This window comes from Hyphomicrobium sp. (genome assembly GCF_019744875.1).
Lineage (GTDB): Bacteria > Pseudomonadota > Alphaproteobacteria > Rhizobiales > Hyphomicrobiaceae > Hyphomicrobium_C.
The window spans coordinates 464,569-487,919 of the sequence record NZ_JAIETU010000006.1; the positions used below are offsets into that span (position 1 = coordinate 464,569).

A 23,351-nucleotide genomic window follows, 5' to 3' on the forward strand; every position below is an offset into this window, starting at 1 on the left:
GGATGACGGTCAGATTGAGCCCGTCCGGCGCGCCTTTCTGACCATTTGGCGGGCCCGTTCGAGATCGGCGGGAGTATCGACACCGAGGGGAACAGTGTCAACGACGACCACGTCGATGCGCATGCCGTCCTCCAGGGCGCGGAGTTGCTCCAGGCGCTCGCGCGTTTCGAGGTAGGAGGCCTTGAGGGAGACGAACCGCTCCAGGGCGGTGCGGCGGTAGGCATAGAGGCCGATATGGTGAAAGAGCGGTCCATCGCCGTGGGGGGCCGTGGCGCGCGTGAAGTAGAGCGCGCGCAGGCGGTTCGATTGCTGCAGCGGCGTGCCGACAACCTTGACCACGTTGGGGTTGGTGCGCTCTTCCGGATCGCGGATCTCGGCGGCGAGGGTGGCGATGTCAGGGCCCTTGGCGGACAGCACGGCTGCGCACTCGCGGATCAGGTCGGGCTCGATGGTGGGCAGGTCGCCCTGAAGGTTGACGACGACGTCGGCTTCGGCGTCGGGATCGATCCTGTTCAGGGCTTCGAAAATGCGGTCTGAGCCCGACACGTGGTCCGGACGTGTCATGAGGGCCTCGCCGCCTGCCGCGCGGACGGCCTGGCAGATCTCCTCGGCGTCGGCCGCCACGACGACCCGTCCCATTCCCGCGTCATGGGCGCGGCGCCAGACGTGGACGATCATCGGCTCGCCTTCGATATCGGCCATGGGCTTGTCGGGCAGGCGGGTCGACGACATGCGGGCGGGAATGATGATCAGGGTTTTCGTCATGTGACTTCTTTTCTGTCGTGGTCAGGACGGCCCGGGCGTGGGGCTCGCCGGCCGGGCCACGGGACAAGAAAATGGAGCGCTGCGGCGCCCCGGCTCGGCAGGCCCGTCGATTTGGGGAGCCGCAATGTCGTAAACCGGTCATGGATCGGGACGCACGCGGAACACACAGAGCGGGACACTTGGCCCCATGGAACGGCGGGCCGGATTCACTATTCTGCGGAACCCACATGGGCGGGTCCTCTGCGTCATTTTTTGCCTGTGAAAGCTGTAGACTGGCGGGGCGGCTCATTGCAAGGCTGAGCGGGCCCTTGTAGATGCCTCGTTGGGTCTACTTTCCGTATTTCCATCCAGGCGCCCGTAATCGCCGGGAGAGTGGGCAATCGGCGGCGCATGCTGGCCGAGTGCGGGGACTGCTGGTAGGTAAGTCGTGTCTTGGATTCGCGCGGGGAACAGACATTCCGCGCATCGAGGGTGAAGAGATGATGGATTCGTTCGAACTGACCAAGGTCGCCGGCGGCGTGCTTGCGGCTCTCCTCCTGATCTTCGCACCCAAGACCGCGATCGACATGGCGCGGCAGGGTCATCACCACGCCGCAGAAGAATCGAAGACCGGGTTTACGCTGCCGGTTGCGACCGAGACGGCCAATCCGGCTGGTGGGGCTGCGCCTGCCGCTGCCGCTTTCGATCCGGCCGCCATCGTCGCCAAGCTCGCGGCCGCAAAGCCCGACGAAGCCCAGGGCACGTTCAAGAAGTGCCTCGGCTGCCATACGGCCGACGCAACGTCCGGCAACAAGGCTGGTCCGAACCTCTGGAACATCGTCGGCCGCGACCACGCCGGCAAAGCCGATTTCCCCGGCTACTCGGAGGCCATGAAGGCCAAGAAGGGCACCGCCTGGGGCTACGCAGAACTCGCAGCCTTCCTGCACTCGCCCAAGGTTGCCATCCCAGGCACCAAGATGCTGTTTGCGGGCGTTGCCGATCCGGACGAGCTGGCCAATCTGATCGCTTATCTCCGTACCCTGTCCGATGCGCCGAAGGCGCTTCCCTAGGGTTTTCGGCCCCATTGACGTTCAAGCGCTTTTTGCCGCCGGTGCCGCCCGCATCCGGCGGCAAGTCGTTTGTGCCCGGGCATGATCCCTGGCCGGGGGCATCTTGCCGATCTTTAATCCGAACGCCGCGCAAGGCATGCTAGGACTTCGACTTTCCCTGCCGCCGCTTTTCCTGCGGTGGCCGTGGGCGGGCCATGTCTTACCTGCTCGGCTCGCGATCAACTCAAATCGCACGGGACACACTTGATGATGGCAGCGGACTTCGCATTCCACCTTCGTTCGGCGCGCTTCGTAAACGTCCTGACGGCGGTGGCCGCAGCCACTCTGGTCTCCGGCGCGGTTTTCTCCACGGCGGGCCTCGCCCAGGACGCCGGCGCGCCGGCCGCGCCCGCTCCCGCGGCTTCTGCCGGCAGCACGCCCGTCCGCCATCACGCGCTGTCGCTCATCGGCGAGCCGCGCTTCGGCCCGGACTTCAAACATTTCGACTGGGTCAATCCGGACGCGCCGAAGGGCGGCGTCGTGCGGTTCGCAGTCGAGGGTACGTTCGACTCGCTCAACCCGTATTCGATCAAGGGCGTGACCGCATCGGGTGCGGGCATGATCTACGACTCGCTCATGGCCGGCAGCCCGGACGAGGAGTCGACCGAGTACGGTCTCGTCGCAGAGTGGGTGTCGTTCCCGGATGATTTCTCGTCGGCGACGTTCGGGCTTCGCCCGCAGGCGCGCTTTCACGACGGCAAGCCCATCACGGCCGACGACGTGATCTTCAGCCTCGATGCGCTCAAGAAGGCGCATCCGATGTATGCGCGTTACTACAAGAACGTCGTCAAGGCCGAGAAGACCGGCGAGAACGAGGTCACCTTCACGTTCGACATCAAGGGCAATCGCGAGCTGCCGCAGATCCTGGGCCAGCTTCCGGTGCTGCCGAAGCACTACTGGGAAGGCACGGGCGCAAACGGCGAGCCGCGGGACCTTTCCAAGAGCACGCTCGAAATTCCGCTCGGGTCCGGCCCCTACAAGATCAAGAGCTTCGATCCGGGCAGCCGCATCACCATCGAGCGCGTGGCGGACTATTGGGCGAAGGATCTGCCGGTTTCGATCGGCAAGTGGAACTTCGACGAGTTGCGCTTCCAGTATTTCCGCGACCGGGTTGCCGCGTTCGAGGACTTCAAGGCCGGTCGCGCCGACTTCTGGCGCGAGAACACGGCGAGCGCCTGGGCGACGCAGTTCGGGTTCGATGCGATCAAAAAGGGCTGGGTGAAGAAGGAGTCGCTGCCGACCAAGGGCGTCGCGCAGATGCAGGGCTTCATCTTCAACACGCGCCGCGCCAAGTTCGAGGATCCGCGCGTCCGGCAAGCGTTCAACTATGCGTTCAACTTCGAGGAGCTGAACAAGAGCGTTCTGTTCGGCCAGTACACGCGCGTGGCGAGCTACTTCGACAATTCGGAGCTTGCCGCCAAGGGACTGCCCGAAGGGCGCGAGCTTGAGATCCTGAAGCAGTTCGAGAAGGAGCTGCCGCCGGACGTGTTCACGAAGGAGTGGAAGAACCCGGTCAACGCCTCGCGCGACGACGTGCGCGCCAACCTCGCCGAAGCCATGCGCCTGATGAAGGAAGCGGGCTGGGAAGTGCGCCAGGAAGAGGTGGACGATCCGTCGTGCGGCATGCTGTGCAAGGCCGGGCGCGCCATCGGGATCGGATCGGCGAAAACGGAAACCGTGCTGCGCAACGCCAAGGGCGAGCCGTTCACGGCCGAATTCCTGATCGGCTCGGAGGCGTTCCAGCGCCACATTGCGCAGTACACCGCAAGCCTCGCGCTGATCGGCATCAAGGCTTCGACGCGTGTGGTCGACCCGGCGCAGTACGAGCGGCGCGAAATGAGCTTCGACTACGACATCATCATCGACAGCTTCCCGCAGTCGATGTCGCCCGGCAACGAGCAGCGCGATTTCTGGGGCTCTGCCGCGGCAGGGCAGGACGGAAGCCGCAACACCATCGGCATCAAGAATCCGGTCGTCGACAAGCTGATCGAGCAGCTCGTGGTGGCTAAGGATCGCGCTGAGCTCGTGGCGTACACGCGCGCGTTGGACCGCGTGCTGCTGTGGAACCACTATGTCGTGCCGCAGTGGTACAATCCGAATGAGTGGCTCGCGTCCTGGGATATCTTCGGGCGTCCGGAGAAGCTGCCGTCGCAGACAGCGGCGTTTACCCAGGTGTGGTGGGTCGATCCGATGAAGCAGAAGTCGCTGCAAGCCGCGCGCGGGAATTGACGCCATGAGAGCGCTCAGCTTCCTGCCGGCTGCCGCGGCCCTCCTGGCCAGCGCGTTTGCAACGCCACTGGCGGCCGAGCCGCGTCATGGCCTCTCGATTTTCGGCGAACTCAAGTATCCCGCTGACTTCAAGCACTTCGACTACGTCAATCCAGACGCGCCGAAAGGCGGGCGCGTCTCGCAGATCGGCACGGCGGGCCTTACCACGTTCGATAGCTTCAACGCCTACATCCTCAAGGGCGACGCAGCCCAGGGCATGAACTTGGTGTTCGACAGCCTGATGGTGCGGGCGGAGGACGAGCCGGATGCGGTCTATTCGCTGGTGGCCGAGACGGCGGACGTCGCCGACGACAAGATGTCGGTCACATTTAAGTTGAGGCCCGAGGCGAAATTCGCGGATGGAAGCCCGCTGACCGCCGATGACGTGGTCTTCTCGTTCGAGACGCTGAAGGCCAAGGGGCATCCGGCGTTCGCGTTTCCGCTGCGCGACGTGAGCGCGGCGCAGGCGATCGACCCGCACACGGTGCGCTACACCTTCACGGGCTCGCTGGTGCGTGATCTGCCGATCACGGTCGCAACGCTGCCGATCCTCTCCAAGGCGTACTATACAACGCACGATTTCGAGAAGACGTCGCTCGAGGCGCCGCTCGGCTCGGGGCCGTACAAGGTCGGCCCTTTCAAGGCTGGCACCTACGTCAGCTATCTGCGCCGCGCCGACTATTGGGGCCGCGACCTGCCGGTCAATCGCGGCCAGAACAACTTCGACGAGGTGCGTTACGAGTACTATCGCGACCGGACGCTGGAGCTTGAAAACCTGCTGGCGGGCAATTTCGACCTGCGCGAGGAGTTCACCTCCAAGGATTGGGCGACCGGTTACGACAAACAGCCCGTGAAGGACGGCCGCGTGCTGCTGCAGACGCTTCCGGACGAGCGGCCTTCGGGCGCGCAGGGTTTCTTCATCAACACGCGGCGCGACAAGTTCAAGGACGTGAGGGTGCGTGAAGCGCTCGGCCTCGCGTTCGATTTCGAGTGGAGTAACAAGAACCTCTTCTTCGGCCTCTATACGCGCACGGCGAGCTACTTCGAGAATTCCGACATGAAGGCGGAAGGGCCGCCTTCGCCGGAGGAGCTGGCGCTGCTGGAGCCGTTTCGCGACAAGCTTCCGCCGGCCGTGTTCGGAGCACCGGTCTCGCCGCCCGTAACCGATGGCAGCGGCAACAATCGCAAGGAGCTGCGCCAGGCGGTCAAGCTGCTGACGGACGCAGGCTGGACGCAGACGCCGGAAGGCTGGAAGAACGCCAAGGGCGAGCCGTTGACGGTCGAGATCCTGATCGACAGCCCGAGCTTCGAGAGGATCGTGGGGCCGTACCTCAAGAACCTGAAGGCGATCGGCATCGATGCCTCCATGCGGCGCGTGGATGCCGCGCAGTACGAACGGCGCATGAAGGATTTCGATTTCGACCTCACGACGCAGCGCTATGCGCTCCGGCTGACGCCCGGCGTCGAGCTCAAGACGTTCTGGGGATCGCAGGCGGCGGCCACCAACGGCAGCTTCAACCTCGCCGGCATCGCCGATCCGGTTGTCGATGCGCTGATCGACAAGATCGTGAGCGCCCAGTCGCGGAGCGAGCTCGTGACGGCAACGCGGGCTGCGGATCGCGTGCTGCGGGCCGGGCACTATTGGGTGCCGCAGTGGTACAAGGGTGCCCACAACCTGGTGTTCTGGAACAAGTTCGGCTGGCCGGACGTCAAACCGAAGTATGCGCGGGGGGCGGCCGAAACGTGGTGGTATGACGAGGCGAAGGCCAAAGCGCTGTCGCAGCGGTAAAGCGACCTCGCGACGGGCGATTGAGGCGCTGACGGCGCAACGGGACGAGAACGGACAATGGCTGCCTACCTCCTGAAACGCATGCTGCTCATTATCCCGACCATGCTCGGGATCATGCTGATCAGCTTTGTCATCATCCAGTTCGCGCCGGGTGGCCCCGTCGAGCAGATGATCGCCAAGCTCACGGGCAGCGATGTGTCGACTTCGGAGCGGCTGGGCGGCGGCGGCCGCGATACGCTGGGCGGCGGCAACCAGAGCCAGCTCGGGCAGGGGGCAGGCGACAGCGTCACCTCGAAGTATCGCGGCGCGCAGGGATTGGACCCGGAGTTCATCAAGAGCCTCGAGAAGCAGTTCGGCTTCGATAAGCCGGCGCACGAGCGCTTTCTCTTGATGATGAAGAACTACCTGACGTTCGATTTCGGCAAGAGCTACTTCCGCGACGTGTCGGTGATCGAGCTGATCAAGGAAAAGATGCCGGTCTCGATTTCCCTCGGCCTCTGGATGACGCTGATCACCTACTTCATTTCGATCCCGCTCGGCATCCGCAAGGCCGTGCGAGACGGCGAGCCGTTCGACACCTGGACCAGTACGGTGCTGGTGATCGGCTATGCGGTGCCCGGGTTCCTCATCGCCGTGTTGCTGCTGATCGTGTTCGCGGGCTCGTCGTTCTTCCAGTGGTTCCCGTCGCGCGGGCTGACATCGGACAACTGGGAGAGCCTGTCGCTGTTCGGCAAGGTGGTCGACTATTTCTGGCATCTGACGCTGCCGATCATCGCCATGGCGATCGGGTCGTTCACGACGATGGCGTTCCTGACCAAGAACAGCTTCCTCGATGAGATCCGCAAGCAGTACGTCACGACCGCCCGGTCGAAGGGGCTCGGCGAGCGAGACGTGCTGTACGGGCACGTGTTCCGCAACGCGATGCTGATCATTATCGCTGGCTTCCCAGCAACCTTCATCGGCGCGTTCTTCTCGGGGTCGCTGCTGATCGAGACGATCTTCTCGCTCGATGGGCTGGGGCTGCTGGGCTTCGAGTCCGCGATCAAGCGCGACTACGCGGTGGTTTTCGCGACGCTCTACATCTTCGCGCTGATGGGCCTGGTCGTGAACGTGATCACCGATTTCATCTACACGCTCGTCGATCCTCGCATCGATTTCGAAAGCCGGGAGGTCTGAGCCGTGGACGCGCGACGCGACGACGTTCCGAACGATGGCGGCGCCCCCCAAGCGGGCGACGCGGTGGAGGTTCCCGTGACGGACACGGTGCGCCCGCCGCTGTTTGCGCGACTATGGCCCGACTTTACGCTGACCCCGATCAACGCGCGGCGCTGGGCCAACTTCAAAGCCAACCGCCGCGGCTACTGGAGCTTCCTCATTTTCCTGGGGCTCTGCTTCGTGATGATGTTCGCGGAGCTGCTCGCCAACGACCGGCCGCTGATCGCGCGCTACAAGGGCGAGACGCTTTTTCCGGTGCTGGTCGACTATCCGGAATCGAAGTTTGGCGGGTTCCTGGCTGTCACGGACTATCGCGACCCGACCATCATCGACGAGATCGAGGCGAACGGCTGGATGCTCTGGCCGCCGATCCGCTATTCCTACGACACGATCAACAAGGACTATCCCAACCGGGCTGACGCGGAAGGCAAGTGTACGATCGAGCGCGACGGCGCACAGCGCCAGGGTGGGCTCGGGTACCCGGCGCCACCGCAATGGGCGGGACGGGCCAAGCTCTGCGACGCGCCGCCAGATCAGCTTGCGCGCTACAACGCGATTGGGAATTGGAACTGGCTGGGCCTCGACAACCAGGGCCGCGACGTGCTCGCCCGCGTGATCTACGGGTTCAGGATCTCGGTGCTGTTCGGGCTCATCCTGACGATCCTTTCGAGCATTGTTGGCGTCGCCGCGGGTGCGGTTCAGGGCTATTACGGCGGCTGGATCGACCTCGTCATGCAGCGCTTCCTAGAGATCTGGGGCAACATTCCGACGCTCTACGTGCTGATCATCATCGCGGCCGTGCTCGTGCCGGGGTTCTGGACGCTGCTGCTCGTGCTGCTCGCTTTCCAATGGACGTCACTCGTTGGCGTCGTGCGGGCCGAATTCCTGCGGGCGCGCAATTTCGAGTACGTGCGCGCGGCGCGTGCGCTCGGTCTTCCGGACCGGACGATCATGCGAAAGCACGTGCTGCCGAACGCCATGGTGGCCGCGTTGACGTTCATGCCGTTCCAGCTTTCGAGCTCGATCACGACGCTGACCTCGCTCGACTTCCTCGGTCTCGGCCTGCCGCCTGGCTCGCCGTCGCTGGGTGAGCTGCTGCTGCAAGGCAAGGGTGACCTCGGCGCGTGGTGGCTCGGCATGTCCGCGTTCTTCTCGATTGCGATCATGCTGTCGCTGTTGATCTTCATCTTCGAAGCGGTGCGCGACGCGCTCGACCCGCGCAAGACGTTCGCCTGAGGAGCGCAGCACAGATGGCCAAAGAGGTGCTCATCAACGTCAAGAACCTGTCGGTGGCGTTTCGCTCCGGCGGCGTGACGACGACGGCGGTCAAGGGCGTGTCGTTCACGATCAACAAGGGCGAGACCGTCGCGCTGGTGGGCGAGTCCGGCAGCGGCAAGTCCGTGTCCGCGCTCTCGATCCTGCGCCTGTTGCCCTATCCGGCCGCCTCGCACCCCACGGGGCAGATCTTTCTCGATGGCAAGGATATCCTCAGCGCGCCGGAATCCGCGCTCAAGCGCATTCGCGGCGGGCGGGTCTCGATCATCTTTCAGGAGCCGATGACGTCGCTCAATCCGCTGCACACGATCGAGCGGCAGGTAGGTGAGACGCTGATGCTTCATCGCGGATTGAAGGGGCCGGCGGCACGCAAGCGCGTGCTGGAGCTGTTGACCAAGGTCGGTATTCCGGAGCCGGAGAAGCGTCTCGATGCGTTTCCGCATCAGCTCTCGGGCGGACAGCGTCAGCGCGTGATGATCGCGATGGCGCTTGCGAACGAGCCGGATCTCCTGATCGCGGACGAGCCGACGACGGCGCTCGACGTGACCATCCAGGCCCAGATCCTCGAGCTCTTGCGCAACCTGCAGCGCGAAATGGGCATGGCGATGCTGCTGATCACGCACGATCTCGGCATAGTGCGGCGGATGGCCGAGCGCGTCTACGTGATGCAGAACGGCGAGATCGTGGAGGAGCAGCCGACGGAGGCGCTGTTCGCCGCGCCGAAGCATCCCTACACGCGCCATCTCATTGCCGCCGAGCCGAGGGGAGAGCCGCCGCGTTTCGACGCCTCGGCGCCCGTCGTGGCAGAGACGCAGGATCTCAAGGTGTGGTTTCCGATCAAGCGCGGATTGCTCCAGCGCACCGTCGATCACGTCAAGGCGGTGGACGGGCTGTCGGTCAAGATTTACGCGGGGCAGACGGTCGGTGTGGTGGGTGAGTCCGGGTCCGGCAAGACCACGCTCGGCCTGGCGATGCTGCGGTTGATCTCGTCGAGCGGCCCGATCGTCTACATGGGCAAACGGATCGACGGGCTGTCGTCGCGCGAGATGCGGCCGTTCCGGCGCGATATGCAGGTCGTGTTCCAGGATCCCTACGGATCGCTGTCGCCCAGGCTTTCGATTTTCGAGATCATCGAGGAAGGGCTTCTGATCCAGAAGCCGGAATGGACGAGCGAGCAGCGGCGCGAGCAGGCCGCGCGAGCGCTCCAGGACGTCGGTCTCGATCCCAAGGCTCTCGATCGCTACCCGCACGAGTTCTCGGGTGGGCAGCGCCAGCGCATTGCCATCGCGCGCGCCATGGCGCTCGAGCCGAAGTTCATCGTGCTCGACGAGCCGACCAGCGCGCTCGACATGAGCGTGCAGGCGCAGATCGTCGATCTGCTGCGGGAGCTGCAGGCCAAGCGTAACCTGGCCTATGTCTTCATCAGTCACGACCTCAGGGTCGTGCGGGCGCTGTGCAACTACGTGATCGTGATGCGCAACGGCCGCGCCGTCGAGGAAGGGCCGGCTGACGAGATCTTCACCGCGCCGAAGGCCGAATACACGAAGGCGCTTTTGGCTGCTGCGTTCGATCTCAAGGTGGCGCATCGCGCGGCGGTCTCAGGCTGAACCGCGCGGCGGTCGCAGGCTGAACGCTGTGCGCTTTTTTAGTTTTCCTTTCCGGTCTCGGATCGCGGTTCTCTGCTTGAGAGACACCGGCATTTGGGACATGTTGAGCCGCCCCCACCCTCTTTGGTTCCGTGTATGACTATGCCGAACGATTTCGCATCGACGCCGGTTTCCGCCACGATCGAGCAACTGCGCTATTGGGTGCCGACGATCAAGGACGTGGCGCGCGTGATCGAAAGCGACGATACGGGCAACGGGTGGACGCTCAACATCGTTCCCAAAGTCGCATCAGCCTGTCCGGTGGCGATCACGCTGCGGGAGAGCGGACGCTTCGATATCGTGATCGCGGGGGAGGGCTACGCGGATCGCGGGTTCGGTTCGCTCGATCAGATCGTGGCGCTCTTGGAGCGCATCGCCGACGGCCGCGTCGTGCAGCGCCGCTGGGTTAGCCGGGCGACGGGCGCTGCGACGGGCGTCGAGACGATGGTGCCCTTGGGAGACGGATTGGTCTGGCGCAATGGCCCCGAGCCGGATGGGGCTTCCGAGCGGCGCGACCGCCACTTCCTGCCTTACCGGCGCATCTGAGTGACGCGCTACGCAACCCCGCACGATCAGGCTTCCGGCGCGCTCGGCTTGGCTTCGCCTTCGGCTGCTTTCAATCGGCGGATGGCGATGATCGGCGAGCCGTCCTTGGCACGCGCGATGCGTTCGGCGGCTTCAGGCAGCGTTTCCGCCGTGACGGCCATGTGGTGGGCATTGGCGTGCACGAGCATCAGGCCGTCCGACATGATGCCGACGTGGCCCTTCCAGAACACGAGGTCGCCGCGCACGAGGTTTTCGAGCTGCGGCTGGATCGGCACGGCTTCACCCAGCTCGGCGGCCTGCATGTCGGAATCGCGCGGGCAGCTCCGCCCGGCCGCCTCGAGCGAGACCTGGACGAGGCCCGAGCAATCGATGCCGATGCGCGTTCGCCCGCCCCAGAGATAGGGCGAGCCGATGTGGCGTTCGGCGATGTCGACGAAGTCGCGCTCGAAACGATCGCGCTCCGTGAGATGGCGCGTGACGACGAAGCCGCCGCGTTCGAGGCGGCAGAATTTTTCGCTCCAGTCGACGACGCGGACCTCGGCGTTGAGGGGCAGATGCATGAGCGGCGGCGTCTTGATGTCGGCCACCGGGTAGACGAACGTGCCGAGCGATTTGACGCGATGCGTGGTCGAGAGAATTTCGGTCGTGAGGGCGGCGGCGGGCAGGTAGCCGACGTAGCGGTCGCGCTGAAGCTGGATCCATGCCCAGCCTTCGGCCTCGTCGTAGACCTTCACCAGCTCTCCGAAGAGGGCTTCCGTGTCCAGGCCGAGCGTCGGATTGGGGGCGCGGCGCAAGGGCACGGCGGGGCGCGCGACCTGGCGAACGGAGCCTGCAGAGTAACGTGGTGCGGTGACGGCGCCACGCAGCGACAGGGCCGCAAGGTCGTCGCGGAAAACGTGGCGGCGGGGATCGAGCTTTTGCGCCGGGGCGTCGCCTGCCGCCGTCTCGGCGGGCGGTTGCTTCGGTGCGTCCTTGTCGGGTGCGTCGTTCGTCATGCCTGTGCTTCTTTGGCGAGCATCGAAAACAGGGCGCGGGCCGTGTGCGGCTCGCCGCCCTTGGGACCGAGGGGGCGCGGAGCCGGGCGCCAGCCATAGAGGTCGAAGTGGGCGAAGCGGCGCGCGTTCTTGACGAACCGCTTGAGGAAGAGCGCGGCCGTGATGGCGCCGGCGAAGGGCGACTCGTAGACGTTATTCATGTCGGCCACGTCGCTGTCGAGGTGGCGTTCGTAACCGGGCCAGAGCGGCAGCCGCCAGACCGGATCGCCGGTGGCCATGCCGTGGCTCGCGACGGAGGCGGCAAAGGCGTCGTCGTCGGTGAAGAGAGCGGGAAGGTCGGGGCCGAGCGCCACGCGCGCCGCGCCCGTGAGCGTTGCGAACGTGATCAGCGTGTCGGGGCTTTCCTCGTCGGCCAGGGAGAGCGCGTCGGCCAGCACGAGACGCCCTTCGGCGTCCGTGTTGCCGATTTCGACCGTCCGGCCGGAGCGGCTCGTCAGCACGTCGCCCGGGCGGAAGGCGTCGCCCGCGATGCTGTTCTCGGCGGTGGCGATGAGCAGCCTCAAGCGCACGTCGAGGCCGCGGCTCATGATCAGCTCGGCGAGCGTCAGGGCGGCGGCCGCGCCACCCATGTCCTTTTTCATGAGCAGCATGGCGGAGGCCGGCTTGATGTCGAGGCCGCCCGTGTCGAACGTGATGCCCTTGCCGACCAGCGTGATGGCCGGTGCGTCGGCGCGGCCGCCCGGGCGCTGCCAGCGCACGTCGATCAGGCGGGGACTGCGCGGATGGGCGCGGCCGACGGCGTGGATCAAGCGGAAGCCGCCCGCGAGCAGGTCGTCGCCGACGATGGTGTGGATGCTGGCTCCGTGCGCGCGGGCCAGCGTGGCGGCTGCGGCCTCGAGCTCCTCGGGTCCAAGGTCGGAGGCGGGCGTGTTGATCAGGTCGCGGCCTTTCCAGACGGCGCCGACCTGGTTGACGATAGCCTGGTGGTCCAGCCCGGCCGGGATCTTGAGGCGCGCAGGCGGTTCGGCGCCGCCCTGGGTCTTGTAGCGGCGGAAGCGATAAGCCCCGAGGCCCCAGGCGATTGCCGCCAGCTCGGCGTGCGGGGTCTCGCGGGCCAGGTGATAGAGGCCGGCCGGCAGCGTCTGGGGAAGCTGGCCCACCAGCAGCTCCGAGGGGCCGCAGGGATCGGCGGCCTGCCCATTGCCCTGGCCGAGCACGACGCCTCCAAGCGCGCCTCCAGGGCCCGGGAATACGGCCTGCTTGCGGGGCGCGCTCGTGAACCGCGCGCCCGCGAGCCAGTGCTGCGCCGTGGCGTCGATCTCTCCAACGGTGGATAGCGAGGCGGCATCCGACACCAGCCAGATTGGTGTGCTGGGGTCTTTTTCATCGTGCGGGGCGAACACGTCCGAGGGGGAGAGCGTGGGCGCGGCAGCGGTCGATTCGGTCATGGAGGGCTGGTCTCTGGAACTGCGTCACGACGACGACATCAGGGCGAAGTTTGGCCGCTTGGCGTCGTCTTGCGGAATGGGGCAATATCCTTACACACGCACGGAAGGATAATCGCAAGGGGGCTTCGTTCATGGCGGCGAATGGGTACCGACTGGTCATCGGAAACAAGAATACGTCCAGCTGGAGCCTAAGGCCGTGGCTTGCGATGAAAGAGGCCGCGATTCCCTTCGAGGAGGTCCGGATCAATCTTCGCGCTCCTGACATGAAGGATCAGATTCTGGCCCATTCGAAGGCCGGCAAGGTGCCGGTTCTGGAGACGGGCGATATCGCGATCTGGGACAGCCTCGCCATCCTCGAATTTCTGGCCGAGCAGTACCCCGATAAAGCTTTGTGGCCGTCCCAGACCGAGGCGCGGGCCTTGGCGCGGTCCGTCAGTGCGGAGATGCATTCGGGGTTTCAGGCGCTGCGCGAGCATTGCCCGATGAAGCTTCTGGCGCGGGAGCCCAAAGACGAGCTGATCGACCCGGTGCAGGTGAACATCCGCCGCATCGTCGAAATCTGGTCGGAGTGCCGGAAGCGCTTCGGCGGCAGCGGCCCCTTCCTGTTTTCGCACTTCACGATTGCGGATGCGATGTACGCGCCGGTCGCCTCGCGGTTCCGGACGTACGTTCCAGACCTCGCGCCGTTCGGTGACGACGGCACGGCCGCGGCCTACATCGATGCCATCTTCGCCCTTCCGGGCATGGCCGAATGGTCGGAAGGCGCGCGCCAGGAGACGGGGGCCTAGCCCCATCGGTTAAGCCTTTATTGACCGCTGTATCGGAAAGTGACGGGAGAGGGTGCCGGGCACCCTCATGTCATGCGATCAGCGGGAGAAGTCTATGGCCGTCCTCGACGCGCGCAACGCGGTGCCGAAGCCGGTTCGCTCCATTGGCGTCATTGCGGCCCTGTCGGCGTGCCTGATGCTTGGCGCATGCGCGCAGGTCGGCGGCGGCGACGAGAGCGGGGGTCTGTTCTCGGCTCTTACGCCCGGTGCCGCAGAGCCCGCAGCGGCGCAGGCGCCTTCCGATCCGCGGCTCGCAACCGAATACTGGGGCAAAGAGTACGGCAAGAACCCGCGCGACCTCGACGCGGCGCTGGCCTATGCCCAGAACCTCCGCGTGACGGGACAGAAGCGCGAGGCAATGGCCGTTCTGCAGCAGGCCTCCATCGTGCACGGATCGGACAAGAAGCTCGCGGCGGACTATGGCCGGCTGGCGCTGGAGCTCGATCAGATCGGTGTCGCCAAAAAGGTGCTCGCCGTTGCCGACGACCCGACGAATCCCGACTGGCGCATCGTTCTTGCGCGCGGCACGGCGCTCGCCAAGGAAGGCAGCTACCGCGAAGCGATCACGTTCTACGAGCGCGCGCAGGCTCTGAACCCCGGGCACCCCTCGGTGCTCAACAACCTCGCGCTCGCTTATACGATGAGCGGGGAACCGGAGCGCGGCGAACAGCTTCTGCGGCAGGCTTCGGCCAGCGGCACAGAGAACGCCAAGGTTCGCCAGAACCTGGCTCTCGTCCTCGGCCTGCAAGGCAAGTACGACGAGGCCACGAAGGTCGCGTCCGTCGATCTCGATGCCGCACAAGCCAAGGCCAACACGGCGTTGCTGAAGAAGATGGTCAAGCTCGACGGCAAGCCGATGACGCCGTCCGCGCCCGACGCCGACACGTGGGCGCCGGCTGTTGTCGCAACCAAGGCTCCGGTGCCTGTCGCCGTGACCAAGGCGGCACCTGTGGCCGTCGCCAAGGCCGCGGCGCCCTCGGCTGCGCCCATGCTGCGTGCGAGCAAGGTCGAAACCGGATTCGGCGACGCGACGGGAAGCGGCAAGGCCGCATCGCTGTTCGAGGCCGACTAGGCCTACGCGCCGGCCGCGATCCCGCCGGCCTGCTTTCAAAGTTTGTTATGCCCATCACGTCGCGTCCGGAGAGATTCCTCGTCGGGCGCGCTTTCGCGCGTCCGGGAGACGATGCGGCTCTGCAGATCTCCTGCGGCCAGGCGTCCTCTGCCGCGCGACTGGATCGACTGAGACGCGGCGTGACATGATGCGAAAGGAGGATGTGTGACGTGCTTGCGCGTTGATGCGAACACGCGCACCGGGTGCTCGTCGCCGCTTCAATGGGGCATTGGCTAGGTATGCTGAACTCCGCCGGCACGCACGAGATAGGTCCCCAATCGCCGCTGAGATTACGCGGGTGGGTGCCGCACGGTCTCACGCATACGCGCGCGGGCCTCGGGTCGGCGCAGCGCGTCGTTCGTCACTGCATCTTGAAGTAGTTGATTGCGGCCGGGCCCAGAATGACGAGGAACAGCACCGGCAGGAAGAACACGATCATGGGAACCGTGAGTTTCGGCGGGAGGGCCGCCGCCTTCTTCTCTGCGTCCGCCATGCGCATGTCGCGGTTTTCCTTCGCCATCACGCGCAGGGCTTGGCCGACGGGCGTGCCGTAGCGATCGGCCTGGATCAGCGCGGTGGTGACGGCCTTGACGGTCGGCAGAGCGGTGCGCTTGGCCAGGTTCTCGAATGCCTGTCGGCGCTCGGGCAGGTAGGAAAGCTCGGCTGTCGTCAGGGCCAGTTCCTCGCTGAGCTCGATGCTCTGGTTGGCGACTTCCTTGGCGACCTTGCCGAAAGCGGATTCGACCGACATGCCGGACTGGACACAGATGAGCAGCATGTCGAGCGCTTCCGGGAACGCGACCTTGATGGCCTGCTGGCGCTTCTGAGCGAGGTTCTCGATGAAGACGTTCGGGAAGTAGTAGCCCGCGCCACCCGCCGCCGTTGCATACAGCAGCTTCATCGAGTTCGATTGGTCGATGTGGGCGATCAGGAAGAAGTAGACGAGTGCGACGACGAATGACAGCGGCGGAGCCGCAACGCGGAAGAACATGAACGCCACAAGAGGGCCCTGGCCCCGCAGGCCCGCCATCTTCAGCTTGTTGCGCAGCTCCTCGTTGTCGAACTGCTTGCGCAGGTTGAGCTTGTCGACAATGTTCTGCATGAACCCTTTCGGGGTTTGCCGAAGCTTGGCCTGACCGCTGCGGTCCTTTGACAGATCGGTCAGGCGCTGAGATCTCAGCTTGTCGCGCTCGGTCGCCATGATGCGCATGCGCTGGTTCATCTGATCGCGCGCGAGCATCGGCATGACAAGGGTCAGAATCGTCGCAAACGCAGCCACAGCGGCCAGGAGGGTCGCCAGGAACTGCGGTGACATGATCGTGTTGACCAGATCTTGCATGCGAGCTCTCTTAGGGTACTAGAATTTGAAGTTGATCATCTTGCGCATGAGCAAGATGCCGATGATCATCCAAGACAGGCCGACGAGAATGAACAGGTTGCCCGCACGTGTGTCGAACAGAGGCGCGATGTAGTCCGGCGAGGAGCTGGCGACCATGAACATCACGCCGGGCGGTAGGCAGCCGAGGATGCCGGCGGACGCCTTGGCTTCGGCAGAAAGGGCCTTCACCTTCATCTGCATCTTGTAGCGGTCGCGCAGGACGCCCGACAGGTTGGCAAGCGCCTCGGCGAGGTTGCCGCCGGACTGCTGCTGAATGGCGACGACGATGGCGAAGAACTTGACTTCATCCAGCGGCATGCGGTGCGTCATGCGCTCGAGCGCATCGCCGAGGGTCACGCCGACGCGCTGCTGCTCGATCACCTCGTTGAATTCGCCAGCCACGGGCTGGGGGCTTTCTTTGGCGATGACGGCCAGGCACTCGTTGAGCGGGAGTCCGGATTTGATGCCGCGCACGATGATGTCGATGGAATTTGCGAGTTCCGCCAGGAATGCCTTCTGGCGGCGCTGGATCATCTTGGACAGGACGAAGCGGGGCAGGCCGAAGCCACCGACGAAAAGTCCCGCAAGCATGACCATCGGCGTGATGGCCGCGCTGGACGCGGGGACGGCGTAGCGCGAGGCGAGGGCCACAACGATGGCTGAGACCGCGCTCGCCATCCAGAAGATCTTGGGTTCGATTTCGAGGCCGGCGCGCTCGATGAGCAGGCGCAGCGTCACCTTCTCCTTCGCCTTCTGCCGGGTCTCCATATCCTTGACGCTGTCGCTCACCTGCTTTTTTCGGCTGGCGGCGATTTCGGCCTGGCTACGGACGTTCAGCTTCTTGACGCGGCTCTCGGTGACGCTCGCGACGCGCTTGTCCTTGATGCGGTCGCTCGAAATGTAGGGGTACATGAGGGCATACGCGGTCGCGGCGATCGCGATCGCGGCAACCATTGCCGTCAGCAGGGGCATCATGCCTGCGTCAGCCATGTTTTTCACCGATCGGGTTGCCGTTGCCGTCGAGCAGTTCGGCGGCCGCGAGGGCTGCGGCGAGGCGGGAATCTTCCTTGTAATACTGGGCGCGCTCCCAGAAGGCCGGGCGCGCAATGCCCGTCGAGCGATGGTGCCCGATCAGCTTGCCGTTCGCGTCTTCGCCGGTGATTTCGTAGACGAGCAGGTTCTGGAGCGTGATGATGTCGCCCTCCATGCCCGTGATTTCAGTGATGTGCGTAACCTTGCGCGAGCCGTCGCGCAGGCGCGCGGCCTGAATGACGACGTCGATTGAGCCGACGATCATCTCGCGGATGGTTTTGATGGGGAGCGTAAAGCCGCCCATCATGATCATGGATTCGAGACGGCTCAGGGCTTCGCGCGGGCTGTTGGAGTGGAGCGTTCCCATCGAGCCGTCGTGGCCCGTGTTCATCGCCTGCAGAAGGTCGAAGGCTTCGGGGCCGCGGACTTCGCCGACGATGATGCGTTCGGGACGCATACGCAGGCAGTTCTTGACGAGGTCGCGCATCGTGATTTCGCCCTCGCCTTCGAGGTTCGGGGGGCGCGTTTCGAGGCGGACGACGTGGGGCTGCTGGAGCTGAAGTTCGGCCGAGTCCTCGCATGTGATGATGCGCTCATCGTGGTCGATCGTGCCCGTGAGGCAGTTGAGCAGCGTCGTCTTGCCGGAGCCCGTGCCGCCTGAAATCAGCACGTTGCAGCGTACGCGGCCGATGATCTCGAGGATGGTCTTGGCCTGAGGCGTGATGGCGCCGAACCGCATCAGCTGTTCAAGCGTGAGGCGGTCTTTCTTGAACTTACGAATCGTGAGGCACGGCCCGTCGATGGAGAGCGGCGGGGCGATGACGTTGACGCGCGAGCCGTCCGGGAGGCGGGCGTCGCAGATCGGGCTCGATTCATCGACGCGGCGACCAACCTGGCTGACGATGCGCTGGCAGATGTTCATCAGCTGCTGGTTGTCGGCAAAGCGGACGCCGGTTTTCTGAGTCTTGCCGTTGACTTCGATGAACGTGGTCGCGGCGCCGTTGACCATGATGTCGGCGATGTCGTCGCGGGCGAGCAGCGGTTCGAGCGGGCCATAGCCGAGCACGTCGTTGCAGATGTCCTCGAGCAGCTCTTCCTGCTCGGCGATGGACATGACGACGTTCTTGACCTGGATGATCTCGCTCACGATGTCGCGGATCTCTTCGCGCGCGGCGGCGGAGTCGAGCTTGGCGAGCTGCGTGAGGTCGATCGTGTCGATCAGCGCGTTGAAGACGGTCGTCTTGACGTCATAGTATTCTTCGGAGTGGTGGCGCTGCTGTTCGACGGGCTCATGGCGTGCGGGAGCCGAGACCGGCTGCGGGGCGCTTTGAGGCGCGAGGGCAGCGGCAGGCGGCGGCGTCGCCGACGGGCTCGCCGGCAACCTGCGTTGCGCTCCAGGATCATTCGTACGCCTGCCGAACATGGTGACCTCAACGCATCAGTTTGAGCTTTTCGAGGAAGGGCGCGAGGGGCGACGACTTCTTCTCGACTTTGGTTTCGCGGCGATGAGCGAGGGTGAGGGCGATGTCGCGGAACGCCTGTGGAGCCTTCGACTTCGCGTTGTACTCTTCGATCATCTGGCCGTTGTTGGCGGCCTGGCCGAAGTTCTCGCAATCGAAATCGATCACGGCGAGCGTCTTGACGTCCAGGGCCGCTTCGAACTCCTTGGCCGTGATCTCGGGGCGCTTCTGCATGTTCGCCATGTTGAGCACGAGGTGCGGAGGGCTGTCGTTCTTGCGCGTGGTGCGCACGAGATCGATGATGTTCTTGGCGTTGCGCAGGTTGGCGAGATCGGGGATCGCCGTGATGACGATCTCGTCGGCCTGCGTCAGAAGGCGCTTGGTCCACGGCGCCCAGGTGTGCGGCAGGTCGACGGCCACGAACGGCACGTTCTGGCGCACGACGTCGATCACCGTCTCGCACCCTTCAGGCGACATGTCGTAGTCGCGATCGAGCACGACGGGCGCGGCGAAGATCGAGAGATGCTTCGAACACGTGGTCAGCAAGCGGTCGAGCAGGACCTCGTCGAGGCGGTCGGGGTTCTGCAAGGCATCGGCGATGCCCTGCACGGGGTCCTGGTTGAAATCGAGGCCGGTGGTGCCGAACGCGAGATCCATGTCGGCGATGACGATGTCGGTCGCGAGCGCCTCCGACAGTGTCCAGGCGACGTTGTGGCAGATGGTCGACGATCCGACGCCGCCCTTGGCGCCGACGAATGCGAACACCTGGCCGACCGGGTCCGTCTCCGGATTGTTATAGAGCCCCGACAGGCATTCCATCAGGTCGAACGCCGAGATCGGCGCGACGAGGTATTCCGAAATGCCGCGCTTCATGAGATCGCGATAGAGCACGACGTCATTCGTCTTGCCGACGATGACGACTTTCGTGCCGGGGTCGCAGCTCTGCGCCAGCTCGTCGAGCTCGGCGACCAGCTCGCCGCGCGATAGCTGCGATTCGAGGATGATCAGGTTGGGCGTCGGGCTTTCCTGATAGTGCGCGACGGCGGCCGCCGCGCCGCCCATCTGGATCGTGACGTGCGTCTTGCTCAGGCGGCGGTCTTCCGACGCCATCTGCACGGCCTCAGCCACGCCCGGCGACTCGCAGAACGCCTGGATCGAGATGCGTGGCAAGGGGCGTGCGCGATCGCTCGGAGAAATCGCGTCTGGACCATCGTGCGGGCCCTGCGGATCGAACGCCTCAGGCGCGGACCCCCTCATCTGCTTGGACATGGGTGTGCCTATCGTCACTTTGCGATCTTGACCTTTTCGTCGTCGGACTTCTTGGCGCCGGTGGACTCACCCTTCACGTACTTGTCCCACGCAGCGTCGCGGCGTTCGCCAGGGCGGCCGCTTTCGGTGCGCGGTCCGAGCAGGTCGGCCGGGTTGGCGACCATCACCGCGAGGTTGCGCTGGTTGGCGCAGCCGAAGTTGGGGTAGTTGCCGTTGTCACGCTGGTTGGCGAGGTTGGTCGGCCAGTAGCCGCACGTCGGCGCTTCAGCGACGTACCGCAGATAGGAGAGGCGCACGGGCGCGTTGTGGTTGTTGCTGGCGTGGTAGGCCTCGACCGCGATCGAGCTTTCGGAGAAGCCCATGTCACTCAGGATCTGGCGGATTTCGCCAACCGCGTTCATGGCGGCGATCTCGTTGTTGCCCCCGCCCGGCGCCTGAATGACGAGGCGGCTGTTGCCGGCATCGCTGACGCGCGCGCGATCGGCGAAGCCGAGCACTTCAGCGCGCTGGCGCGGACCCAGGCCGCGCGCTCCGGCGCCGACGTGGATCTCCATGGTCTGCGGCTCTTGCGAGACAGAAATCGGATGGCGCTGCGAGGGGTCGACCATCGACCAGCCCGCAACCTGGGGCTGGGCGACGTCGTGCTCGCAGCCGGCGACGGCCGTGGCGGCAAGCACCAGGATCGCGCAGGTGGCAGGCCGCAGGCGCATGCGTGCGCGTTGCTCTGGCAGCGATGCAAATCGATACGTCATAATCGCGTCTCCAGCGTCAGCCGCTATTCAACAATAAAGCCGTAGTCGCCCTTGAGATCGCCCACAGGCGCAGCGCTCTCGGTGCCGTAGATCTGGTTGAGGTGACCCATGAAGTTGGCCTTGCGGTCCGTCGCTTCGGCGAGGCCGTCCAGGGGCTTGGCAAGATCCTTCTGGGCGACCGGCTTGACGAGGTACGGTGTGACGATGACCACGAGCTCCGTTTCGCGCTTGATGAAGTCGCGGCTGCGGAAGAGCGTACCGAGCATCGGCAGATCCTTGAGGCCGGGGAAGCCGTCGATGTTCTGGCGCACGTCGTCGGAGATCAGGCCCGCAAGGGCGATCGAGCCACCAGACGGCAACTCGACCGTCGAATTCGCCTGGCGTTTCTTGAGGGCGGGAATCGAGGTCGAGTCGAGCACGATGGCGCCCGCGTTTGAAAGCTCGCTCACTTCGCTTTCGATCTTGAGGCTGATGCGGCCCTCGGAGAGCACGGTCGGTGTGAACGCCACGCCGACGCCGAACTCCTTGTAGGTGATCGAGGTCTGGCCGGTGCTGTCCTTGACCGGGATCGGGTATTCGCCGCCGGCCAGGAACTTCGCGGGCTCGCCGGAAATAGCGGTCAGATTGGGCTCGGCGAGCGTGCGGACCAGGCCGTCGCGCTCGAGAGCTCGCATGGCCTTACGCACGCGGGCGTCGCCGCCGGACCAGCCCGACGTTGTACCGGAGTTGCCGAAGGTGTCGTTCGGCCCGTCGTTGTAAAAGCAGGTTGTGCCCGCGCAGGCATTGTCCGGGTCCACGACAGAGCTGATACCCGGGACAGGCAGGCCGCCGAGGCCGGCCGCGGTCGTCAAGGGCAGCGCGTTGGCCGTCAGCAGGCCGAGGCTAAAATTACCTGCGTTGATGTCGGCTGCGAGGTTGATACCGAACTGTTTCAGAAGCTCGCGCTGAACTTCGGCCACGACGACGCGCAGCATCACCTGCTCCTCGCCTTCGACGCCGAGCAGGTTGACGACCTTGTTCTTGTCGCGCGTGTCGGATTCAGGGGCGGCGACGATGAAGCGGGAGGCGATGTCGTTGGCGCGATTCGAGTCGACCGGCGTGCGGACGGTGCCCGTCAGAATGATCGTGTCGTTCAAAATCTCGGTTTTGACGTTCGAGCCCGGCAGCAGGCGCGTCAGCAGCGCGTCGAGCACGGCGGTGTCCTGCTCGACGCTGATCTCAAGCGTCAGCACCTGCTCGCCGCTCGCGTCGAAGAAGAAGGCGTTCGATTGGCCGATCTTCTTGGCGATGAGGTGCACGCGGTTGGACGACTGGACGACGGCGTCGACGATCTCGGGCGCGGAGACCATGACGTCGCGCAGGTCGACAGGAAGCTCCACCAGGAGCGATTTGTTGCGGCCGATGCGGACGGCGCGTGTCTGCGGGAGCACGTCGGCCGAGCTGATGCGAAGCACCGAGCTGTGCGCGCTTCCGTCGATCGCGACAGGGTTCACGTCTCCGCCGGCCACGGCATGGTGGGGAAAGAAGGCCAGAGCCGATGCAAGGACAAGGGCCGCTGCCCGAACGATTGTTCGACGGGCAAACGGTTCGACATTGATGCGCATGTTATCGCCTTTTGACGGACTAAAACTCGAGGCTTACTCAGTTTACGCCGTATGCACGCGAAGCAGTTCCGTAACGCATCACTCGAATGGCAGTGCTTTCCCTGGCCGAGGACGGATCCACGCCTGCGGTCGGACCGGCATCGACATCGAGGTCGGCGATCGAACGCAGGGAGAGACTGATGTCACCCATGGAATTCGCGAGGGCCAGAAGCTCGGCTTGACGCGCCGTCAGCTCCAGCGTGGCCGTGTTGGCAACGCCATCGGCCGTCTTCTTGCCTTCCTGGCTCTCGATCTGCTGGCCCATGGCGAGGACGCGTACGTTGCCGAACAGAAGGTCGCTGACGAAATCTTCGTTGCCGGAGCGTCCGCGCATGCGGCGAATGAGGATGACGTCGACGCGGTCGTTCGGCAGGATGAGGTTGCCGACGGCGGTTTCCTCTTTGATCCGGGTCGAGATGGCGCGCATGCCGGCGGGCAGGATGGCGGCGAGTACGCCGCCCTGGCCGGCCTTGACGAGCTTGGTGGGCGTGATCGGCTCGCCGGCCATGATGGGGGCGCGCGCGATCGAACCCGAGAGCTGGGTCATGGCATCGGGCTGCGCGGTGCGCGTGATGAAGCCGGGGGTGACGGTTTCCTCGGGCCACGACTGCCAGCGGAACTGGCTGTCGTTGGTGATCTGGCCGAGGCCGATGTCGGTGCGGGCGACCAGCACGTCGCTCGACTTGACCTTGATCTCTACGGTTTTTTCGACGGGCGGCTTGTTGACCATGCCGCGTACCATGACGAACGCGAGCAAGCCGGCGGTGGCGGCGATGGCAAGGCCGATGAGCTGCGGTCGTTTCATAGCGGGCGTCGTCCCATGCCGGCAAACTTGCCGTAACCT

General features: G+C 64.9%; 19 protein-coding genes. 9 read left to right on the forward strand and 10 right to left on the reverse strand.

Annotation, left to right across the window (positions count from 1 at the left end):
• Positions 1-9 precede the first annotated feature (9 nt).
• Complete coding sequence (locus tag K2Y42_RS17055) at positions 10-765, reverse strand: 3-deoxy-manno-octulosonate cytidylyltransferase (protein ID WP_291154654.1); 756 nt, start codon at positions 763-765, stop codon at positions 10-12.
• Positions 766-1,244: 479 nt separating this feature from the next.
• Here K2Y42_RS17055 and K2Y42_RS17060 point away from each other — a divergent pair, with 479 nt between their 5' ends.
• The 7 genes from K2Y42_RS17060 (at position 1,245) to K2Y42_RS17090 (ending at position 10,592) form a co-directional block, all read left to right on the forward strand.
• Positions 1,245-1,814, forward strand: a complete 570-nt coding sequence (locus K2Y42_RS17060) for a c-type cytochrome (protein ID WP_291154656.1) — start codon at positions 1,245-1,247, stop codon at positions 1,812-1,814.
• A 246-nt stretch (positions 1,815-2,060) separates the two neighbouring features.
• Positions 2,061-4,082 carry an extracellular solute-binding protein gene (locus K2Y42_RS17065; RefSeq protein ID WP_291154658.1) on the forward strand — a complete coding sequence of 674 codons (2,022 nt, stop codon included), beginning with the start codon at positions 2,061-2,063 and terminating at the stop codon, positions 4,080-4,082.
• Positions 4,083-4,086: 4 nt separating this feature from the next.
• On the forward strand, positions 4,087-5,910 hold the full coding sequence (locus K2Y42_RS17070; protein WP_291154659.1) for an extracellular solute-binding protein: 1,824 nt from the start codon (positions 4,087-4,089) through the stop codon (positions 5,908-5,910).
• A 57-nt stretch (positions 5,911-5,967) separates the two neighbouring features.
• Positions 5,968-7,086, forward strand: coding sequence for a microcin C ABC transporter permease YejB (locus K2Y42_RS17075; RefSeq protein WP_291154661.1), 1,119 nt, complete (start codon positions 5,968-5,970; stop codon positions 7,084-7,086).
• Positions 7,087-7,161: 75 nt separating this feature from the next.
• Complete coding sequence (locus tag K2Y42_RS17080) at positions 7,162-8,361, forward strand: ABC transporter permease (RefSeq protein ID WP_291154845.1); 1,200 nt, start codon at positions 7,162-7,164, stop codon at positions 8,359-8,361.
• 14 nt (positions 8,362-8,375) lie between these two features.
• Positions 8,376-10,007, forward strand: a complete 1,632-nt coding sequence (locus tag K2Y42_RS17085; RefSeq protein ID WP_291154663.1) for an ABC transporter ATP-binding protein — start codon at positions 8,376-8,378, stop codon at positions 10,005-10,007.
• Between the two features lie 135 nt (positions 10,008-10,142).
• A complete protein-coding gene (locus K2Y42_RS17090; RefSeq protein ID WP_291154665.1) occupies positions 10,143-10,592 on the forward strand; it encodes a hypothetical protein in 450 nt (149 codons plus the stop codon).
• A 26-nt stretch (positions 10,593-10,618) separates the two neighbouring features.
• Here K2Y42_RS17090 and K2Y42_RS17095 read toward each other — a convergent pair whose 3' ends face one another.
• Both K2Y42_RS17095 and K2Y42_RS17100 read right to left on the reverse strand, forming a co-directional pair.
• The gene (locus K2Y42_RS17095) at positions 10,619-11,587 is read right to left on the reverse strand and encodes an NlpC/P60 family protein (RefSeq protein WP_291154667.1); all 969 of its coding nucleotides are present in this window, start codon (positions 11,585-11,587) and stop codon (positions 10,619-10,621) included.
• The gene (locus tag K2Y42_RS17100) at positions 11,584-13,035 is read right to left on the reverse strand and encodes a leucyl aminopeptidase family protein (RefSeq protein WP_291154669.1); all 1,452 of its coding nucleotides are present in this window, start codon (positions 13,033-13,035) and stop codon (positions 11,584-11,586) included. The genes K2Y42_RS17095 and K2Y42_RS17100 overlap by 4 nt, the downstream gene beginning before the upstream one ends.
• A gap of 131 nt (positions 13,036-13,166) precedes the next feature.
• Here K2Y42_RS17100 and K2Y42_RS17105 point away from each other — a divergent pair, with 131 nt between their 5' ends.
• Positions 13,167-13,823, forward strand: coding sequence for a glutathione S-transferase family protein (locus K2Y42_RS17105; protein ID WP_291154670.1), 657 nt, complete (start codon positions 13,167-13,169; stop codon positions 13,821-13,823).
• A gap of 94 nt (positions 13,824-13,917) precedes the next feature.
• Positions 13,918-14,934, forward strand: coding sequence for a tetratricopeptide repeat protein (locus K2Y42_RS17110; RefSeq protein WP_291154671.1), 1,017 nt, complete (start codon positions 13,918-13,920; stop codon positions 14,932-14,934).
• A gap of 400 nt (positions 14,935-15,334) precedes the next feature.
• Here K2Y42_RS17110 and K2Y42_RS17115 read toward each other — a convergent pair whose 3' ends face one another.
• From K2Y42_RS17115 to cpaB, 7 genes are all read right to left on the reverse strand, one after another.
• Complete coding sequence (locus K2Y42_RS17115) at positions 15,335-16,312, reverse strand: type II secretion system F family protein (RefSeq protein ID WP_291154672.1); 978 nt, start codon at positions 16,310-16,312, stop codon at positions 15,335-15,337.
• Positions 16,313-16,330: 18 nt separating this feature from the next.
• Complete coding sequence (locus K2Y42_RS17120; protein WP_291154673.1) at positions 16,331-17,341, reverse strand: type II secretion system F family protein; 1,011 nt, start codon at positions 17,339-17,341, stop codon at positions 16,331-16,333.
• Positions 17,334-18,806: a CpaF family protein gene (locus K2Y42_RS17125; RefSeq protein WP_291154674.1), complete on the reverse strand. Its 1,473-nt coding sequence runs from the start codon at positions 18,804-18,806 to the stop codon at positions 17,334-17,336. The genes K2Y42_RS17120 and K2Y42_RS17125 overlap by 8 nt, the downstream gene beginning before the upstream one ends.
• 7 nt (positions 18,807-18,813) lie before the next feature.
• Positions 18,814-20,112 (reverse strand): AAA family ATPase, encoded by a 1,299-nt coding sequence (locus tag K2Y42_RS17130; RefSeq protein WP_291154676.1) that lies wholly within the window; start codon positions 20,110-20,112, stop codon positions 18,814-18,816.
• Between the two features lie 14 nt (positions 20,113-20,126).
• Positions 20,127-20,864 (reverse strand): CpaD family pilus assembly protein, encoded by a 738-nt coding sequence (locus K2Y42_RS17135; protein WP_291154678.1) that lies wholly within the window; start codon positions 20,862-20,864, stop codon positions 20,127-20,129.
• Positions 20,865-20,887: 23 nt separating this feature from the next.
• Complete coding sequence (locus K2Y42_RS17140) at positions 20,888-22,357, reverse strand: type II and III secretion system protein family protein (protein ID WP_291154680.1); 1,470 nt, start codon at positions 22,355-22,357, stop codon at positions 20,888-20,890.
• A 148-nt stretch (positions 22,358-22,505) separates the two neighbouring features.
• Positions 22,506-23,312 carry a Flp pilus assembly protein CpaB gene (gene cpaB, locus K2Y42_RS17145; RefSeq protein ID WP_291154682.1) on the reverse strand — a complete coding sequence of 269 codons (807 nt, stop codon included), beginning with the start codon at positions 23,310-23,312 and terminating at the stop codon, positions 22,506-22,508.
• Positions 23,313-23,351: the final 39 nt, after the last annotated feature.

Coding starts and splice junctions, on each gene's coding strand:
- K2Y42_RS17110 (WP_291154671.1), top strand. CDS start 13,918: ATGGCCGTCCTCGACGCGCGCAACGCGGTGCCGAAGCCGGTTCGCTCC.
- K2Y42_RS17090 (WP_291154665.1), top strand. CDS start 10,143: ATGACTATGCCGAACGATTTCGCATCGACGCCGGTTTCCGCCACGATC.
- cpaB (WP_291154682.1), bottom strand. CDS start 23,312: ATGAAACGACCGCAGCTCATCGGCCTTGCCATCGCCGCCACCGCCGGC.
- K2Y42_RS17125 (WP_291154674.1), bottom strand. CDS start 18,806: ATGTTCGGCAGGCGTACGAATGATCCTGGAGCGCAACGCAGGTTGCCG.
- K2Y42_RS17085 (WP_291154663.1), top strand. CDS start 8,376: ATGGCCAAAGAGGTGCTCATCAACGTCAAGAACCTGTCGGTGGCGTTT.
- K2Y42_RS17065 (WP_291154658.1), top strand. CDS start 2,061: ATGATGGCAGCGGACTTCGCATTCCACCTTCGTTCGGCGCGCTTCGTA.
- K2Y42_RS17130 (WP_291154676.1), bottom strand. CDS start 20,112: ATGTCCAAGCAGATGAGGGGGTCCGCGCCTGAGGCGTTCGATCCGCAG.
- K2Y42_RS17095 (WP_291154667.1), bottom strand. CDS start 11,587: ATGACGAACGACGCACCCGACAAGGACGCACCGAAGCAACCGCCCGCC.
- K2Y42_RS17055 (WP_291154654.1), bottom strand. CDS start 765: ATGACGAAAACCCTGATCATCATTCCCGCCCGCATGTCGTCGACCCGC.
- K2Y42_RS17070 (WP_291154659.1), top strand. CDS start 4,087: ATGAGAGCGCTCAGCTTCCTGCCGGCTGCCGCGGCCCTCCTGGCCAGC.
- K2Y42_RS17060 (WP_291154656.1), top strand. CDS start 1,245: ATGATGGATTCGTTCGAACTGACCAAGGTCGCCGGCGGCGTGCTTGCG.
- K2Y42_RS17100 (WP_291154669.1), bottom strand. CDS start 13,035: ATGACCGAATCGACCGCTGCCGCGCCCACGCTCTCCCCCTCGGACGTG.
- K2Y42_RS17105 (WP_291154670.1), top strand. CDS start 13,167: ATGGCGGCGAATGGGTACCGACTGGTCATCGGAAACAAGAATACGTCC.
- K2Y42_RS17135 (WP_291154678.1), bottom strand. CDS start 20,864: ATGACGTATCGATTTGCATCGCTGCCAGAGCAACGCGCACGCATGCGC.
- K2Y42_RS17115 (WP_291154672.1), bottom strand. CDS start 16,312: ATGCAAGATCTGGTCAACACGATCATGTCACCGCAGTTCCTGGCGACC.
- K2Y42_RS17075 (WP_291154661.1), top strand. CDS start 5,968: ATGGCTGCCTACCTCCTGAAACGCATGCTGCTCATTATCCCGACCATG.
- K2Y42_RS17120 (WP_291154673.1), bottom strand. CDS start 17,341: ATGGCTGACGCAGGCATGATGCCCCTGCTGACGGCAATGGTTGCCGCG.